We start from the raw sequence: 16,759 nt of genomic DNA on the forward strand, positions 1-16,759 counted from the left end.
CGGAGGGCCGGGATGGCCGGGATGCGCTCCGATGACGTCTTGGCGGTATTCGACGTCGGCAAGACGAACATCAAGCTGAGCGCGGTCGATGCCGGCGGCCGCGTGCTCGAGACGCTGAGCCTCGCCAACCCGGTGCGGGAGGGCCCGCCGTGGCGGCATCACGACCTTGCCGCCATCCGCGCATGGCTGTTCGACGGGCTCGGGGCGCTTGCAAGGCGCCATGCGCTCGCCGGGTTCGTGCCGGCGGGGCACGGCTCCGGCGGCGTCCTGGTGTGGGACGATCCCGACATGGGCGGCGACGGAGCGGCCCTGCCGATGATCGACTACGAGCAGCCACTGCCGGAGGAGGTACGCCGCGCCTATGCAACGCTCGCCGGCCCCTTCTTCGACCGCGGCAGCGCGCTGATGCACGGGGCGACCCATCAGGCGCGTCAGCTTTTCTGGATGGAGCGTGAGGCGCCGCAGGCGGTTGCCTCGGCCAGGTGGTATCTTGGCATTCCGCAGTACTGGGCGTGGGTCATGTCGGGCGTTGCCGTGTCCGAGGCGAGCGTGCTCGGCGCCCAGTCGCACCTGTGGAACGTGCCCGAGCGGCGCTGGGCCGCCATCGTTCCGGCGCGCGGCTGGGGCCGGCTGATGCCGCCCTTCGCCAGGGCCTGGGAAAGGGTTGGCAGCATCCGGCCGGCGCTTGCGGCCCGCCATGGCCTGCCGCCGGCTCTCGCCGTCTTCGCCGGTGGCCACGACAGCAGCGTGAACTTCTACCGCTACCAGGCGGCGGGCCTGCGCGAGGCGACGGTCATCTCCACCGGCACCTGGATCGTCGGGCTGTCGGGCACGACGCCGCTCGAGATGCTCGACGAGCATCGCGGCATGACCTGCAACAGCGACGTCTTCGGCGCTCCGCTCGGCGGTGTTCTCAGCATGGGCGGGCGGGAATACGCGGCGATCGCCGGGCCGGACGCGCCGCAGGTGCCCGTCGCCGTCGAGACGGCTGCCCGCCTTGCGGCGCGCGGCACGATGGCTCTGCCCTCCTTCGGCGACAGCGACAGCCTGTTTCCCGGCAGTGCCGGGCGCGGCCGCATTCTCGGCGAGCCGCCGGCGACGGCCGCCGAACGCAAGGCCCTCGCCGTGCTCTACTGCGCCCTGCTGACGGCCGAATGCCTCGCCGCGCTGGGGCCGGGCAGGGAGGTGGTCCTCGACGGCAGCTTCGTGCGCGAGCCGCTCTATCCGGCGCTCGTCGGCGCCTTCGCGCCCGGCCGGCGCGTGCGCTTCAGCCTCGATGCCTATGGCGTGGCGGCCGGCGCGGCGCTGCTTGCCGGTCACGGCGCGCGCACGGAGCCTGTCCCCGTCGACCTCAGCGAGCCCGGCGCGCTGCCGCCGGTCTTCACTGCCTATGCGCAGCGCTGGCGCGCAGCGGTGCATCGCGACGCGCCGGCCCCAGCAGGATCGTGAGAAAGGAGCCTTCCATGGCAACGAGCGACACGCAGGCCCTGCGCCGCGAGATGGTGGACATCTGCCGGCGCATGAACGCGAGTGGCATCAACCAGGGCACGGCCGGCAACCTCTCCGTCCGCATCGACGGCGGCTTCCTGATCACGCCCTCGTCGCTGCCCTACGAGACGATGACACCGGAGGACATCGTGGAGATGGACTTCGACGGCACCTATGTCGGCCGCCGCCCGTCATCCGAATGGCGCTTCCACCGCGACATCCTGCGCAAGCGGGACGACGTCAACGTGGTGCTGCACTGCCATTCGGTCTATGCGACGACGCTCGCCTGTCACTACAAGCGCATTCCCGCCTTCCACTACATGGTCGGCGTCGCCGGCGGCAACGACATCCGCTGCGCCGCCTATGCCACCTTCGGCACGCAGGCGCTGTCCGACAACGCGCTCGCCGCGCTCGAGGGGAGGCTTGCCTGCCTCCTCGGCCAGCATGGCCAGATATCGCTCGGCAAGACGCTGGAGGCGGCGCTGTGGCTCGCCATCGAGGTGGAGACCCTGTCGCGGCTCTATGTGCAGGCGCTGACGCTGGGCGACCCGCCCATCCTGCCCGACGACGAGATGGAGCGGGTGATTGCCCAGATGCGCCGCATGAGCTATGGCCTTCCGCCCGAGGCCGACGGCGTCAATGACGTCGCCCGGCCCCGTGCCGGCAGCGCGTGCTAGCCCCGTGCTGGCCGCTGGTTGCCCGCTCATTGGCGGACGAGCGGGACGAGGCCGGCGAGCTTGTCCGGGTTGCGCACGATGAAGACGTCGCTCGCCCGGCCCTCGGCATCGAAGCCGAAGGTCACCGCCGCGACGGGCACCGCACCTTCCGTGAGGATGAAGCCGAGCTGCCCGTTGATGGCGGCTTCCACCCAGCGATAGCTCTGCCACCAGTCGTGCAGCCGCTCGCCGACGAAGGCGAGCACGGCCTCGCGACCCACGATCGGGTCGCGCGCGGCCGCCGCCTTGCCGCCGCCGTCGGCGGTGATGCGGATGTCCTCGGTGAGGAGCTGTGCCAGGCGCGCCGTCGTTCCCTCGGTTACAGCGGTCTGGAAGGCGACGAGAAGTTCGCGCTGGCGCTCGGGCGGCGCCACGTGGCGCACAGCGGTGCTGCCCACCGCGGTCTTTGCCCGCGAGACGAGCTTGCGCACGGCAGGCTCCTGCATGTCCATCGCCTCGGCCACTGCGGCATAGTCCATGCCGAAGATCTCGCGCAGCAGGTAGGCAGCCCGCTCCCGCGGCGTGAGGCGCTCCAGCATCAGGAGAAAGGCCGTCGTCAGCGTCGCCGCCATCTCATGGCTCTCGGCCGCTGCGTGCCCCACGGGGGTGTGTATCGGCTCCGGCAGCCAGGCGCCGGTGTACTCAACCCGCTTGCGGTGCGCAGAGCGCAGCATGTCGATGCAGCGGCGGGTGCAGGCGGCCGTCAGCCAGGCGGCCGGATTGTCGATCGCATCCGCATCTGCGAGGCGCCATTTCAGCCACGTGTCCTGCACCGCGTCCTCGGCGTCGGCGCGCGAGCCAAGGAGGCGGTAGGCGAGGCCGAAAAGCCGCCGTCGCTCGTCCTCAAAGACCTTTTCGTGGGCGCCCGCGGCCATCTCAGTGCCCCGAGACCTGGATGCGATTCCACAGGTTGATCATGGCCACGGTGGCCGTCAGCGCGCCGATCTCGGCCTCGGAGAAATGCGCACGCAATCTGGCGCGCAGTGCGCCGAGCTCGCGGCGGTGGTCGAGCTGCGTCAGCGCCTCTGTCCAGGCGAGGGCGGCCTTCTCGCGCTCGGAAAAATCCTTCGCCTGGTCCCAGACCACGATGCGGTCGAGCCGCTCGTTCGTCTCACCGTCCTGGCGCGCTTCGCGCGTGTGCATCTTCACGCAGAACGCGCAGCGGTTAATTTGTGAGGCCCGGAGTTGGACGAGGTGGTGGATCGTTCTGTCGAGACCGTGGCGGTCGATCACGGGATGCACGTTGCCGAGCGCCTCCAGCACATCGGGAATGACCTGATCGTAACGCACGCTTCGTGTTTCAGTCATCGTCGTCTCCTTCACGGCGAGTGTCGCCGGTCACTGAGATGACGATCCGGCCCCTAGGTCTGTGACGTGCCTGCGCCTGCAGGCCGCAGATGCTGTGCGCGGTCGGCAGAGGGCCTACCGAGCGAGCAGTCCCGAGGCGGTTGCGCCGGAATCCATGGCACCCAGCACGAAGGCGAGGTTCGCCGCGGCCACCAGCGAAGCGGCGTGGGCGTCCGCCCGGGCCTGGCTGGCCGTGAGCAGGCCCGTGTCAGCCGCGGTCACCAGTGTGATCGAGCCCGTGCCCGCCTTGTAGGAGGCCGCGGCCGCCCTCCGGGTGGTGTCGGCGGCCCGCACCAGCTCGCTCGCCGCCCTGTAGGATGCCAGGGCCGAGCGCAGCGTGTCCGCCGCCACGATAATCTCCCGCACGGCGTCGGAGCGCACGCGGTTGAACGTGGTCTCGCTCGACTCGGCCAGCGCCTCGGCCTTGCGGAGCTGCGCGGCGCGCAGCCCGCCATCATAGAGTGGCACGGTGGCTCCGATGAGAAAGCCGGTGGCGGAGCCCTGTTGGCCGATGGTGGGCAGGCCGGCAGTCGTGAGATTACTCGTGCCCTTTGCGGCCACAGCGCTCAGGAACACCTTGGGCATGAACTCGGACTGGGCCGCCTTCACTTCCGCCCGTGCCGCCTGCATCGCCCTGTAGCTTGCCAGAACGTCCGGCCGCCGCGCCAGGGCATCGCGGATCGCCTGCTCGGTCGGCGCCTCGAAATTCGACGTTAGCGCGCGACCGCTGGCGTCGCTGATCTTCAGCTTCGTCATCGGCGAAATGCCCATGGCCGTCAGCAGCGCCTGATAGGCGGCACTCTCCTCGCCCTGGGCCTGCACCAGCCCAAACCGCGCCTGGGCGACCTGCTGCTTCGCCTGGGCCACCTCGACGGCATTGCCCATCCCGCTGCTCATGCGCGCATCGGCGGCGGCTTCGATCTCGCGGGCGTTCGCCACCGTCTGTGCCGCGATGCGGGTGCGGCTGCGGGCGGCGCCGTAGAGAAAGTAGGCGCGGGTGACATCGAAGATGATCTTCTGGTGCGCGCCGTTAAACAGCACGTTGGCAGCGATGGAATTGTGCCTGGCGGCGTCGCGCAGGGCGCGACGCTGGCCGAAATCGAACAGCAGCCACTGCACCGAAACGGCCGGGATCACGTCTCCCACGATGGCGGCGGGCTGTCGCAACTCCGGCAGGGGAGCGATCTCCACCCCGGACGAGACGCGCTGGCGGCCACCGACCACGTTGGCTGAGATCATCGGCAGGAAGGTCGCCTCTACCATGCCCTGCGAGAGCGCCGCCTGGCGCGCCTGGAGCCAGGCGAGGCGCGTCGTCGGATTGTGCGACTGCGCGATATCGATGAGCTCGGGCAGCCCGTACGTCCTGGAAGAATCGATTTTCGGCGCCGCATCGATGTGGGCGACGGCCGGCTCCGGGCCGACGGCGAAGGACTTGTCCGCCCCTGGCTGGTGCGTCGTGGTGCCGGCTGCCGGCGTCCACGGCTCGGAAGGATCCGTCGGTGCCTGCTCGAGGACCTCTGTGGCACAGCCGGCGAGGCCGAGCGCAGCCGGCAGCACGCTGCCGGCCACGAGACAGACCGACCAGAAACGGCGACGGCGCGCAGCAGCGCCCTGCTGCAGGCGGGGCTTCTTCGACGTCATGCGGCACCTCCTGCGGCAAGAGTGCCGATGCGCGCCACCCGTGCGCCAATGCTACCCCAGACGGTCCCCCCGGCTTCCGGCCCCCGATGCGCGAACGCATTCACCCCGGCCGGCGGGCGACCTCTCGCTGCCGCCTCAAGCTGCGTACTGGCGGCATCGAGCTCGGCTGCTGCGTCATCCAGCCGGTCCGGGCTGAAAACCATCGCCGGCAGCAGGGTGCTGATCTCGTCCACCAACGCGTAGAGGGGACGCAGCTCGGCTGCAGGTGGCCGCTGACCGTGCGGCTCGAAGGGCGTCATGTCCAGAGCGTCTTTTGCCCTGGCGGTCATGGTCGCCACCGCAGCAACATCGTTAACCGCCGCATCTCGTGCCCCCGGCGGCAGCGCGGCGATGCGCGCCAGCGCCCGCAGGGCACCGGCCAGCTGGCGGCGTACCTCGACCACTGCGCTTTTCGGCCAGAAACTGGTGAACATCACGAAAACCAGCGTGTTGCCGAGCAATATGCCGATGATGCGGTCGCTGGCGGCGCTCATGCTGGTGCTCGGGCCGAAGCCGCCGAGCACGGTGAGCAGGAAGGCGAGGCCGATCTGCACCCCGCCATAGGATAAGCGTTCGGAGCCGGTCGACACCCAGGCCGCCGGGAGGATGGCGATGAACACGAGCGCCATCAGCCCGCCGACCGATGTCAGATGCGGAATGACGAAGACGATCGCCGCCACGCCCATGGCAGCACCGAGAAGACAGCCGCAAATGCGCAGCATGAGCTTGTGCGTGGTCTCGCCGATGGTGCCGAGCGAGGCCACGTAGCAGGTGACCATGGCCGTTGCGATGCCTTCCCAGTTCAGCAGCGTATAGGTGAAATAGGCAAGCAGTGCCGCAGCGGTGGTCTTCAGCGCGAACTGCTGGTGCTCCGGGTTCGTGAAGGCATCCGGCGCGAGAAGCGGCAACATCGCAGGCTTCGCAACGCTTCCACCGTCCGGCCGGGCGAGGCCGGCCAGCATGGCGTGCAGCGTCGCAAGGGCAGGGTGGCTCGCGCCGGCGCCGGGTTCCCCGGCCGCAGACGCCGCTGCCGGCAGTGCAGGCCGACGCCCAGCGCGAATGGCCGCAGCGGCCGCCCGGCATTGGCGTGCGAGGATGTCGCGCGTCGCCTGACTTACGTCATCCGCCAGGGCGCCAGCAGCGAACAGCGCTCGCCAGGCGCTTGCCGCCGCACCGCCCAGCCACAGCGTTTCAGCCTTCGGGGCAGTATGCAGCAGCTGCGCCATCAGCAGGCGCTTGTCCACTTCCGCCTGACCTTCGGCTGCGAGCGCCAGCGCCTCGCGCCTGTCGCGGCGCTCCAGGAGCGTGGCCGCCGCCTCCAGCCGCTGTGCGACCGTCCTGCGCACCAGGGTATGCGGCCCCGTTCCGAGCACCAGGCAGAAGCCGATCATCCAGGCCATCGGCATGCAGGCCATGGCCCAGGCGTAGAGCAGGCCCCGCGTCGCGATCTCACCGACGGGGATCAGGTCCACCATGGTGAGGATGAACGCGATGACAAGGCCGATGATGGCGCCGATCTCGCCCAGCTGGGTCGCAGAACTGAGATAGAGAAAGGCGAACGACACGCCCGCGATGAGCGCGATGCGCAGTAGGGGCGCCTCCGCCAGCGCCTGAATGACCGGCGCGAGGCCCAGCACCAGCAGTGTCGCCAGCACGATCAGCCCCACCGCCTGCACCACGCATTCGGCCGCGTTGGGACGCATCTGGAAGATGATCAGGTAGCAGCTGATGGCCGACTCCGGCAGCTTGTGCATCATGGCCGTCCCGGCCACGAGCGCGCACAGCAACGCGGTGCGCCATGTCAGGGCAAGGCGGCCCTCGAACGGCTGGAGATCGTGCCAGATCTGCCGGCCGATCATCCTGAGCGGCGCATCAGCAGCGTTTGCCATGGTGCACCGTGGCCGTGGCAGAGGCGCCGACGCGCATCAGTCCGTCCGGCGGGTTGATGAGGCGGATGCGGACTGGGAAGCGCTGGGCGATGCGGACCCAGTCGAGGCTCTTGGGCGAAACCGGCAGCGAACGCGGCAGGTTGATGGTGCTCTCCGACGCCACACCCCAGCTGATGCTCTCGACCACACCGCGGATCGGAACCGTGCGGTCGGCGAGGGCATAGACGGTCGCGCAGTTACCGACGGAAATGGCGGTTAGCTCCGTTTCCACATAGGGAGCGACGGCGTACCAGGTGCCGGTGTTGATCAGCATGAAGGCCGACTGGCCCGGCAGAACGTATTCGCCGACCCCGGCTGTGAGGGCCGACACCTTGCCGTCGAAGGGTGCGCGCACCTGCGTGTCGGCGAGGGCGCGCTCGGCCAAAGCCAGCGCGGCGCGGCGCGCCTCCACCAGCGCCTCAGCCGCGGCGAGGCTGCCGATCAGGGCGTCTGCCGCTTCCTTCTGCCGTTTTGCCTGGCGGAGGCTGACGTCGGCGTCCTGCTTCGCCGTGCGGGCGGCGTCCACCTCCTGGGCACTGACATAGCCCTTGGGGCGCAGCGCCTCGAGACGGGCAAGGGTCTGGCTGGCGAGCTCCAGATTGTTGCGGGCGCGCGCGATCTGCTCTTCGGCAATGACAGCGTTCGACTGTTCCGCGACCACGGCACGGCGCTTGTCGGCGAGGGCGGCCTCGGCCATGCGCAGGTCGGCGGCCGCCTGGTCCCGCGCGAGGCGGTAGGGCTCGGGATCCAGCGCGAAGAGCAGGTCGCCCTTCTTCACCGCCTGGTTGGCAGCGACGTTCATGATGACGATGCGACCGGCGACGCTGGCCGAGACCGGTATCGATTCGGCGCTCAACGTGGCTTCCTGCGACAGGGGATTGGTGTCCGCGCGATGCAGGAAGCGCCAGACGAGCAGCCCGGCCACGGCGATGATGACGATACTGGCGGCGGCGCCAACAACCTTGCCGCGACGCTGCTGGCTGACCTCGCTCATGCTCACCTGCCGAAACCGAACTGCGACACCAAGAGGCCGATGATGACGGCGAGCGCCACGTAAACCGGCAGGCGCACCGGCAGGACGTCGTCGAGACCGATGCGAATGAACAGGAAACGCACAAGCACGGCGCCGATGACGCCGCAGAAGGCGCACAGCAGCCAGGCCGGGAAGAACGCGTTGAACAGGGGAAGGGCCGGGGCTCCGAGGGATGCGTCCCTCGCGGCACAGCCACCTGTGACCAGGGTCCCCGCCGTTGCGAACGTGCGAAGGCCACGCCGGATGGACCAGAACTCCAACAATGCACGCGCCACCACACCGCCCCCCTGTGCGGAGACCGCGAACCACCCCCGCCCTGTGGTGGTGACGCCCGGCCTAGCATTACCCGTATCCCGCCAACAAGACGTAAAAAAACATTCCGGCACGGCAAGCCTGCCGAACCGAGTGAACGGGCATATAAAAGGGGAAGCGTCCTGATGGCGGCAGGGCGCTTGGGGGCGTTAACCTCAGCCGCACAAGCGCATTTCAGCGCCGTCGGGGATTTGCTATCCCTCCGATTGTATTGCCGTTTCTCCACCGCCCATGCCGCAGGGCGTTGCGAGTTGCGTGTCGCGGCAAGGGGGGAAGAGGCGATGTGCACGTCGCTGATCTATACCGATGCATCCGGCAGACCCTACTTCGGCCGGACGCTGGAGCTGACGGTTGCACTGCCCCACCAGGTCGCCTTCTTTCCGCGCGGTGCGAGGTGCAGGTCTCAGGTCGCGGGTCATCCGGCCGTCGCGTTCGATCGCTCCCACGACATCATCGCCATCACCATACCCGGCCGGCTGCCGACTCCGGAAGCGCCGCTCGGCCCCGACGACCTCAAGGTCATCGAGGGGATGAACGATGCAGGCCTCACCTTCAGCCTGCTGTCCTATCCGGCCGCCGGTGGCGCGCAGTCGGTGGACATGACGACGGCGGCGCTCGCCGCCTCGGACCTCGGAGGCTGGATCCTCGGCTGCTTCTCGACTGTCGCCGAGGTTCGCGAAGGGCTCGCGAAGCAGCCGGTGATGCTGGAGCCGCTTGCCCTGCTCGGCGGCGCCGTCTCGCCGTTCCACTACGTCGCGCACGACCGCAGCGGCGCCTCGCTGGTCATCGAGTTCGACAAGGGCGCCATGAAGGTGTTCGACAACCCCGTCGGCGTCATGACCAACGGTCCCTCGTTCGACTGGCATCTTACCAATCTCAACAATTACACTTTCCTCAGCAACGTCGACCGCTCGAGCGGCACTTTCGGCAAGCTGAAGGTCGTCCAACCGGATTCCGGCATCGCCACCGCCGGGCTACCCTCATCCTCCACCTCGGTGGGCCGTTTCGTGCGCGCAGCCTACTACGCCCAGTTCACCGAGAAGGCGGAGGATCCGGACGGCGCAATCCGGGCCCTTGCCCACATCATGAACAACTTCGACCGTCCGCGCGGCGTCTCGATCGACTATCCGCAGCAGGGTAGCGGCGGTCACATGGAGGTGCCGGGGCTCTCGGAGAAGGCCGACAAGCCCTACGCGACCGAGTTCACCTCCTGGACCAGCCTCAGCGATCTCTCCCGCACCCTGTTCTTCGTGCGCGACTACAGCAGCCTCAACTATTTCCACATCGCCCTTGCGGCCCTTGCCGGTGTCTCGACCCCGCGCGTGATGCCGCTGGCGCAGCTGGCAAGAACAGCGGGCGAGGCGACCGAACTGCTGCGCGGCGCAGCAGGATGACCTGGTAGGCACCTGCAGAAGACTTGGGGCTTGAGGGGGGGCGTCACGCCGCTGATGGCGGCGCATGCGTTTCCGCGTCGGGCGGACGAGAAACCTCCCGCCGCAAACGGCCGCAAAGCCGCCGCACCTATCGGTCGGCAGCGACATCCATAAAATTCTATACAGTTTTGTATGTGAAATGTGCCAACGCCCGTAGAATAACGTATGACCCATTAGATAAAATTCTTCTATACTGCCACAATCTGTTAATATTCATGCCGCAAGAAGAAAAATCCTTCTTGATGACGGGCGTGAACTATGCTTATTTTACATTGCTCGGATGCGCATTGTGCCGAGCGATGACTTCATGGGCATGATGACCGTGGAGCAGCATCAAGGGGGCATGATGTTTGCGGGCGCAACCAATTGGGTCGTGGCAGCAACACTCGCCGTTGTCGTTGCCGGACTATTTGATTTAATGGCCGATCGTGCAGCGCGTTCCGTGCTCGCCACCTGTCGGCAGCGACGAAATCTTCCTGCATCCTTTTAGAATACTCTAGCCGAGCTGTTGTCGGCTTTCCGATGCTGGCTGGCGCGTCCACCCGCGCGCCAGCTTGTGGGGTGCTGTCTGACGAGCGGCTGCTCCGATTCCGGAGCCGCCGTTTGATCGCACGCGCGCCTTTCCACCTGTCCCACATCACTGGCTTCGCTGAACAGAGGACAACACAATGCCGCCGATCTCCGAGCGTGCCCATCGCGATGACGTGCTGGATGACATCTATGCCTCGACCATCCTGAGGAAAGGCCTGCCGAAGGATCGCTTTCCGGACTCCTCCAACCTGCCGGAGAATGTCTTTGCCGCCGTGCGCGACGAGCTGATGCTCGACGGCAATTCGCGCCAGAACTTGGCCACGTTCTGCCAGACCTGGGTGGACGACGAGATCCGCCGGCTCATGGACCTGTCGATCGACAAGAACATGATCGACAAGGACGAATACCCGCAGACGGCCGAAATCGAGGCGCGCTGCGTGCGCATGCTGGCCGACCTGTGGAATTCGCCCACACCCGGCGACACCATGGGCTGCTCCACCACCGGCTCGTCCGAAGCGGCCATGCTCGGCGGGCTTGCCATGAAGTGGCGCTGGCGAAAGAAGCGGCAGGCCGAGGGCAAGAGCACGGACAAGCCCAACATGATCTGCGGCCCGGTGCAGATCTGCTGGCACAAGTTCGCTCGCTACTTCGACGTTGAGCTGCGCGAGATCCCGCTGGAGGGCGACCGCCTCATCATGAACGTCGAGGAAGTGCTGAAACGCGTCGACGAGAACACCATCGGCGTCGTGCCCACGCTCGGCGTGACCTTCACCTGCCAGTACGAGCCCGTGAAGGCCGTGGCTGAGGCCCTCGACAGGCTGCAGAAGGAAACCGGGCTCGACATTCCGATCCACGTCGACGGCGCTTCGGGCGCATTCCTCGCCCCGTTCTGCGCCCCGGAACTGGAATGGGATTTCCGCATCCCGCGCGTGAAGTCCATCAACACCTCTGGCCACAAGTTCGGCCTTGCTCCCCTCGGCGTGGGCTGGGTCGTCTGGCGCGAGAAGTCCGACTTGCCGGACGAGCTGGTGTTCAACGTCAACTACCTGGGCGGCAACATGCCGACCTTCGCCCTGAACTTCTCGCGTCCGGGCGGGCAGATCATCTCGCAATACTACAACTTCCTGCGTCTGGGCCGCGAGGGTTACACCCACATCCATAGCGCCTGCTACGACACGGCCGAATACCTGGCCGCGGAGATCGGCAAGATGGGACTGTTCGAGATCCTCTTCGACGGCGACCGCAAGGCCGGAATTCCCGCGCTCGCTTGGAAGTTGAAGGACGGTGCAGCCATCGGGGGCTACACCCTCTACGACCTCGCCGACCGTCTGCGCAGCCGCGGCTGGCAGGTGCCTGCCTATTCGATGCCCGCCAACCGCGAAGACCTCGTGGTCCAGCGCATCCTCGTCCGCCACGGCGTCAGTCGCGATCTGGCCGAGCTGCTGCTCGACGACATCCGCCGGGCCGTTGCCTGGTTCGAGCAGCATCCGGTGACGCGGCCCATGACTGCGGCCGAGGCCACCGGCTTCAACCACAACTGACGCAGCGAGCCCGTTTCTCAAGCGGGCTCTTCTTCAGGGATCGACGGCTATGGCGGACAGACCGGCAACCGCGCCCGCCAAGCAGCTCTCGCTGCTCGGCTTCTTCGCAATCACCGCCTCGATGGTGATGGCGGTCTACGAATATCCAACCTTCGCAACTTCGGGTTTCAGCCTCGTTTTCTTCCTCCTGGCCGGCGGGCTCCTGTGGTTCATCCCGGTTGCCCTGTGTGCGGCGGAAATGGCCACGGTCGAGGGCTGGGAGGAAGGCGGCGTCTTCGCGTGGGTGTCCAACACCCTCGGGGAGCGATGGGGCTTTGCGGCGATCTCCTTCACCTATCTCGAGATCGCCATTGGCTTCCTGCCGATGCTCTACTTCGTGCTCGGCTCGCTGTCCTACATCCTCGACTGGCCGGCGCTGAACCATGACCCGGTGGTCAAGACGATCGCCGGCCTCATCATCCTCTGGGGCCTCGCGGTCACGCAGCTCGGCGGCACGAAGTACACGGCGCAGATCGCCAAGTTCGGGTTCTTCGGCGGCATCCTGGTGCCGGCTCTCATCCTGGTGGCGCTCGCCATCCTCTACCTGTCGAGCGGCCAGCCCATCGCAATCGAGATGAGCGCAAAGACGTTCTTTCCCGACTTCACCAAGCTTGGGACCATGGTCGTCTTCGTCGCGTTCATCCTGAGCTACATGGGCGTCGAGGCCTCGGCCACCCACGTCAACGAGATGGCCAACCCGGGCCGCGACTATCCGCTTGCCATGTTCATCCTCATGATCGTGGCCATCGGCCTCAGCTCCATCGGCGGCCTCGCCGTCGCGGCCGTCGTGCCTTTGCAGGACATCAACCTCAGCGCCGGCGTCATCCAGACGTTCGAGACGCTGATCCTGCACTACGGGGCCGGCCTCGGATGGGCCGTCCGCATCGTGGCGGCGTTGCTGACGCTCGGTGTCCTCGCCGAGATCGCCGCCTGGATCGTCGGGCCCTCGCGCGGCATGTACGTCACGGCGCAGCGCGGCATCCTGCCGAAGGTGGCTGCGAAGGTGAACCGCAACGGCGTGCCGATCTCGATGGTGGTGTTCCAGCTTCTCATCACCACGGTGGCGCTGATCGTGTTCACCAACACCGGCAGCGGCGGGAATATGTCGTTCCTCATCGCCATGGCGCTGACGGTGGTCCTTTACCTGATCACCTACTTCCTTCTGTTCATCGGCTACATCGTGCTGGTACTGAAGCACAAGGACAAGAAGCGCTCCTACCAGGTTCCCGGTGGGGACGGCTTCAAGATCCTGCTGGCGTCCGTCGGCTTCCTCGTGTCGGTGTTCGCCTTCGTCATCTCGTTCGTGCCGCCGAGCAGCCTGCCCGGTGCCTCGGACGAGAGCTACGTGACGCTTCTTGTCGTCAGCTTCCTGTTCGTGTTCGCCATCCCGTTCGTGATCTACGCGCTGCACAACAAGCACGGAAAGTCGCTCGATCACGATCTGGTGCCAATCAGGACCCACAACGCGCCGGAGGGACACTTCTTCATCCATCCGCGCGCCCGCGCCACGCACCATCTCGTGCCTGCAACCACCCGGCGCCCGAAGCCTTAGCCGACAAGCGCCCCGCCGTTGAGGGTGCTGCGGGGCACTGCCCTGCAGCACCCGAGCGTCCGACAGTGGGAAAGTCGATCCCGCTCGAAAGCGCTCCGAAGAATCCTTCGATGCAGGAAATACAGCAATGCATCCCTCACAGATCGAAGCCGCACTCGAGGCGGGCTATGCGGCCGGCAAGGCGGCGTCAGGCGGGAAGAACGCCGACTACATTCCCTATCTCGCCTCAGTGCCCTCGGACCTGTTCGGCCTCGTCATCACGACCGCCGGCGGCCAGACCTGGGCGCGGGGCGATGTCGACCATGCCTTCGCCATCGAATCCATTTCCAAGGTATTTTCGCTCGCTCTGGCCCTGGAAACGCATGGCATCGACCAGGTGCGCACCAAGATCGGCGCCAGCGCCACGGGAATGCCTTTCAACTCCGTGATGGCCCTGGAGCTGCACGACGGAAGACCCCTGTCGCCGCTCGTCAACGCAGGCGCCATCGCCACGACGAGCCTCGCCCCCGGCGCGACGGCCGAGGAACAATGGTCGAGCATCCTGGCGATGCAGAGTGCCTTTGCCGGGCACGCCATCGCGCTCGGCGACGAGGTCTACGCCTCCGAGCAGGCCACCAATTTCCATAACCGTGCGATCGCCTGGCTGCTCTACGACCGCGGCTACTGCTATTGCGATCCGATGCAGGCCGTCGACGTATACACCCGCCAATGCTCGACGCTGGTCACCTGCCGGGATCTCGCCGCCATGGGCGCGACGCTCGCCGCAGGCGGCATCCATCCTGAGACGGGCAAGCGCGTCATCGCGCGCGAGCACGTGTCCCCCATTCTCGCGGAAATGATGATGGAAGGCCTCTACGAAGCATCGGGCGAATGGGCCTTCAATGTCGGGTTGCCGGGCAAGAGCGGTGTCGGCGGTGGACTTCTCGCCATCGCGCCGGGCAAGCTCGCCATCGCGGCCTTCGCGCCGCCGCTGGATGAGGCAGGCAACAGCGTGGCCGGCCAGGCGGCGATTGCCGCGGTCGCCAGGCAGCTCGGCCTCAGCGTTTTTGCCGCCTGAAGGCGGAGAAGATCACCCTGCCAGAACAAGGACCACTGTCTTGCGCAACACCCTTCTTTCGGCCACGACCCTCGGCGCTGCCCTGCTGTTCGGCACCATGACCGCCCGGGCTGCCGATTTCGTCTGCCCGGATCTTCCCGGCTCCGCCCAGACCAAGACCATTCAGGACCTGCTCGGTTCGGTCGACCCGCTCGACCGGCCCGACCAGCTGAACGCCGCAGTCGACGCGCTGAACAAGGCCGGTGTCAGCCGTGCCATGATCATCGACCAGATCATCGCCGCCTACTGCCCGTCGGTCGCCGCCAACAAGAACCTCACCCCGCTCCAGAAGACGCTGCGCATCCAGCGCGTGGCGGCGGAGGTCTCCCGGCAGGTCTACAACATCACCAGCGAGGAGGCCGTCCTGGTGAGCGTTCCGCTGCCGCCGGATACCCTCGACAAGATTGGTGCGCTCGCGAAGCAGGCCGGCGTCACGCCCGCCGAATGGATCGCGGGCGTCGTGGAAGCCGCGACGGGCAGATGAGCCCTCGCCAGCAGACGGCGGGCCGACCACGGCGCGCCATGCTGCCGGAGAAGGCCCGTCGAGGCTTGGCGGCCGGCTGCTCTTCCAATACGGTCGCACGGCTGAGATCCCTTGCGCGTTGCCGGGTGAACAGGGACCAATGATGCAGGGAGAACAGCCCTATACGCCTGTCCGCCAGGCGCGTTTCGTCATTGTGGCACTCTTTGCCGGTGCGCTCACCGGTATCTTCGGCGGCCTGTTCCATGTGGCCGCCGAAAGCCTCGTCTTCTGGCCGGCCTGGCTCGGCCGGCACCTTGATGGCTGGGCACTCGTCGTCGCCTGCAGCCTCGTCACCATGGCCGCCACGCTTTTCGCCGCGTGGCTCACCCGGCGCTATGCGTCCGAGGCGGGCGGCAGCGGCGTTCCCGAAATCGAGGGCTCCATCGAGGGCCTGCGCGAAGTTCGCTGGCAGCGTGTCCTGCCGGTGAAGTTCACGGCCGGCGTTGCCGCCATCGGCTCCGGTCTCGTGCTCGGCCGCGAAGGCCCGACGATCCACATGGGCGGCTCGGCGGCTCTGGCTGCGGCCGACCTTTGCAAGGTCGACGGCGTCGACCGACGGGCCCTGCTGGCGGCCGGCGCCGCCGCGGGCCTCGCCTGCGCCTTCAACGCTCCGATGTCGGCCGTGCTTTTCGTGATCGAGGAAACCCGCAGGCAGTTTCCCTACAGCTTCCGCACCTACATGGGCGTCTTTGCGGCCGCGATCGCGGGCACGACGGTGACGGAGCTCATTTCGGGCCTGCGGCCTTTCATGTTCATCGAAACGTCGCGCGCCGCACTCGGCGCCCTTCCGGCCTTCGCGCTGCTCGGGCTCCTTCTCGGGGTCGTCGGCGTGCTGTTCAACCACGGCATCCTGCGGATGCTGGATCTTGCCGCCGCTATGCAGCGCCGGGTGCCCTACCTGTGGCCCGCCCTCGTCGGGCTCGCCATTGGCGCGCTGCTGACGCTCGCACCGCAGACGGTCACGGGTGGCGAGCGGGTCATCGCCGAGCTTGTCGTCGCCACGCCCGCCTTCTCGGTTCTCCTGTTCCTGGCGGTAGCCCGTTTCTTCACCTCGGTGGTGAGCTACTCAGCGGGCACGCCGGGCGGCATCTTTGCGCCGCTGCTGACGCTTGCGACCTGCATCGGCCTTGCCTTCGGCATGGCCTTCGACATGGCTGTGCCCGGACTGCTGAGGAGTCTCGAGGTCACGCCGGTATCCTTCGGCGTCGTGGCCATGGCGGCCCTGTTCTCCGCCTCCGTCCGAGCTCCGGCCGTCGGCATCGTCCTGGTGGTGGAGCTCACGGGCGCTTACGCCCTCACGCTGCCGATGCTGGCGGCCTGCCTCGCTTCGAGCCTCGTGGCCGAGTGGCTTGGCGGACGCCCGATCTACGAGCAGATGTTGGAGCGCACCCTGAAGCAGGCCGGAGTCGTGCCACCTGCTGAAGTCCAGCCGGAAGCCGGCCTCACCGCCGATGCCGGCTTGCGCAGAAGCAAGGGAGCCTGAGCCGTACGTTTCTGGGGACGGCCGACGGATGAGTGCTGCATGAGCAACGCTCCTATG

At 67.3% G+C, this 16,759-nt stretch carries 15 protein-coding genes; 9 read left to right on the plus strand and 6 right to left on the minus strand.

Features of this window, described 5'->3' with window-relative positions; genetic code table 11:
- Positions 1-12: 12 nt before the first annotated feature.
- Both HNQ73_RS12525 and HNQ73_RS12530 read left to right on the plus strand, forming a co-directional pair.
- On the plus strand, positions 13-1,449 hold the full coding sequence (locus tag HNQ73_RS12525) for an FGGY-family carbohydrate kinase (protein ID WP_183335204.1): 1,437 nt from the start codon (positions 13-15) through the stop codon (positions 1,447-1,449).
- Positions 1,450-1,463: 14 nt separating this feature from the next.
- Complete coding sequence (locus HNQ73_RS12530; protein ID WP_183335205.1) at positions 1,464-2,165, plus strand: class II aldolase/adducin family protein; 702 nt, start codon at positions 1,464-1,466, stop codon at positions 2,163-2,165.
- 26 nt (positions 2,166-2,191) lie between these two features.
- On the opposite strand, the gene sigJ is transcribed toward HNQ73_RS12530, so the two are convergent.
- The 6 genes from sigJ to HNQ73_RS12560 all read right to left on the minus strand — a co-directional run bounded on the left by sigJ (position 2,192) and on the right by HNQ73_RS12560 (position 8,467).
- Positions 2,192-3,079: an RNA polymerase sigma factor SigJ gene (gene sigJ / locus HNQ73_RS12535; protein WP_183335206.1), complete on the minus strand. Its 888-nt coding sequence runs from the start codon at positions 3,077-3,079 to the stop codon at positions 2,192-2,194.
- Position 3,080: 1 nt separating this feature from the next.
- Positions 3,081-3,512 (minus strand): carboxymuconolactone decarboxylase family protein, encoded by a 432-nt coding sequence (locus HNQ73_RS12540; RefSeq protein ID WP_183335207.1) that lies wholly within the window; start codon positions 3,510-3,512, stop codon positions 3,081-3,083.
- Positions 3,513-3,626: 114 nt separating this feature from the next.
- Positions 3,627-5,192: a TolC family protein gene (locus tag HNQ73_RS12545; protein WP_183335208.1), complete on the minus strand. Its 1,566-nt coding sequence runs from the start codon at positions 5,190-5,192 to the stop codon at positions 3,627-3,629.
- Positions 5,189-7,090, minus strand: a complete 1,902-nt coding sequence (locus HNQ73_RS12550) for an FUSC family protein (RefSeq protein ID WP_183335209.1) — start codon at positions 7,088-7,090, stop codon at positions 5,189-5,191. Before HNQ73_RS12550 ends, HNQ73_RS12545 begins: the two co-directional genes overlap by 4 nt.
- Before the next feature lie 13 nt (positions 7,091-7,103).
- Positions 7,104-8,153 (minus strand): multidrug transporter subunit MdtN, encoded by a 1,050-nt coding sequence (mdtN, locus tag HNQ73_RS12555; RefSeq protein WP_183335210.1) that lies wholly within the window; start codon positions 8,151-8,153, stop codon positions 7,104-7,106.
- A 2-nt stretch (positions 8,154-8,155) separates the two neighbouring features.
- The gene (locus HNQ73_RS12560; protein ID WP_244650159.1) at positions 8,156-8,467 is read right to left on the minus strand and encodes a hypothetical protein; all 312 of its coding nucleotides are present in this window, start codon (positions 8,465-8,467) and stop codon (positions 8,156-8,158) included.
- 318 nt (positions 8,468-8,785) lie between these two features.
- Here HNQ73_RS12560 and HNQ73_RS12565 point away from each other — a divergent pair, with 318 nt between their 5' ends.
- The 7 genes from HNQ73_RS12565 (at position 8,786) to clcA (ending at position 16,702) form a co-directional block, all read left to right on the plus strand.
- Entirely contained in the window at positions 8,786-9,898 is a 1,113-nt protein-coding gene (locus HNQ73_RS12565) for a linear amide C-N hydrolase (RefSeq protein ID WP_183335211.1), read from the plus strand.
- A 346-nt stretch (positions 9,899-10,244) separates the two neighbouring features.
- Positions 10,245-10,427: a hypothetical protein gene (locus tag HNQ73_RS12570; RefSeq protein ID WP_183335212.1), complete on the plus strand. Its 183-nt coding sequence runs from the start codon at positions 10,245-10,247 to the stop codon at positions 10,425-10,427.
- Between the two features lie 178 nt (positions 10,428-10,605).
- Positions 10,606-12,009, plus strand: coding sequence for a glutamate decarboxylase (gad, locus tag HNQ73_RS12575; protein WP_183335213.1), 1,404 nt, complete (start codon positions 10,606-10,608; stop codon positions 12,007-12,009).
- 49 nt (positions 12,010-12,058) lie between these two features.
- A complete protein-coding gene (gadC, locus tag HNQ73_RS12580; RefSeq protein ID WP_183335214.1) occupies positions 12,059-13,600 on the plus strand; it encodes a glutamate/gamma-aminobutyrate antiporter in 1,542 nt (513 codons plus the stop codon).
- 127 nt (positions 13,601-13,727) lie between these two features.
- Complete coding sequence (gene glsA, locus HNQ73_RS12585; protein WP_183335215.1) at positions 13,728-14,657, plus strand: glutaminase A; 930 nt, start codon at positions 13,728-13,730, stop codon at positions 14,655-14,657.
- Positions 14,658-14,697: 40 nt separating this feature from the next.
- The gene (locus HNQ73_RS12590) at positions 14,698-15,180 is read left to right on the plus strand and encodes a hypothetical protein (protein ID WP_183335216.1); all 483 of its coding nucleotides are present in this window, start codon (positions 14,698-14,700) and stop codon (positions 15,178-15,180) included.
- A gap of 139 nt (positions 15,181-15,319) precedes the next feature.
- On the plus strand, positions 15,320-16,702 hold the full coding sequence (clcA, locus tag HNQ73_RS12595; protein WP_183335217.1) for a H(+)/Cl(-) exchange transporter ClcA: 1,383 nt from the start codon (positions 15,320-15,322) through the stop codon (positions 16,700-16,702).
- Positions 16,703-16,759 lie beyond the last annotated feature (57 nt).

Origin of the sequence: Chelatococcus composti, from assembly GCF_014201415.1 — a bacterium.
GTDB classification, from domain to species: domain Bacteria; phylum Pseudomonadota; class Alphaproteobacteria; order Rhizobiales; family Beijerinckiaceae; genus Chelatococcus_A; species Chelatococcus_A composti.

Excerpts from the sequence above, each read along its gene's own strand:
- gad (WP_183335213.1), top strand. The coding sequence starts at position 10,606 with ATGCCGCCGATCTCCGAGCGTGCCCATCGCGATGACGTGCTGGATGAC.
- HNQ73_RS12545 (WP_183335208.1), bottom strand. The coding sequence starts at position 5,192 with ATGACGTCGAAGAAGCCCCGCCTGCAGCAGGGCGCTGCTGCGCGCCGT.
- HNQ73_RS12540 (WP_183335207.1), bottom strand. The coding sequence starts at position 3,512 with ATGACTGAAACACGAAGCGTGCGTTACGATCAGGTCATTCCCGATGTG.
- glsA (WP_183335215.1), top strand. The coding sequence starts at position 13,728 with ATGCATCCCTCACAGATCGAAGCCGCACTCGAGGCGGGCTATGCGGCC.
- HNQ73_RS12525 (WP_183335204.1), top strand. The coding sequence starts at position 13 with ATGGCCGGGATGCGCTCCGATGACGTCTTGGCGGTATTCGACGTCGGC.
- HNQ73_RS12565 (WP_183335211.1), top strand. The coding sequence starts at position 8,786 with ATGTGCACGTCGCTGATCTATACCGATGCATCCGGCAGACCCTACTTC.
- HNQ73_RS12530 (WP_183335205.1), top strand. The coding sequence starts at position 1,464 with ATGGCAACGAGCGACACGCAGGCCCTGCGCCGCGAGATGGTGGACATC.
- mdtN (WP_183335210.1), bottom strand. The coding sequence starts at position 8,153 with ATGAGCGAGGTCAGCCAGCAGCGTCGCGGCAAGGTTGTTGGCGCCGCC.
- gadC (WP_183335214.1), top strand. The coding sequence starts at position 12,059 with ATGGCGGACAGACCGGCAACCGCGCCCGCCAAGCAGCTCTCGCTGCTC.
- HNQ73_RS12550 (WP_183335209.1), bottom strand. The coding sequence starts at position 7,090 with ATGATCGGCCGGCAGATCTGGCACGATCTCCAGCCGTTCGAGGGCCGC.
- sigJ (WP_183335206.1), bottom strand. The coding sequence starts at position 3,079 with ATGGCCGCGGGCGCCCACGAAAAGGTCTTTGAGGACGAGCGACGGCGG.
- HNQ73_RS12570 (WP_183335212.1), top strand. The coding sequence starts at position 10,245 with ATGGGCATGATGACCGTGGAGCAGCATCAAGGGGGCATGATGTTTGCG.
- clcA (WP_183335217.1), top strand. The coding sequence starts at position 15,320 with ATGATGCAGGGAGAACAGCCCTATACGCCTGTCCGCCAGGCGCGTTTC.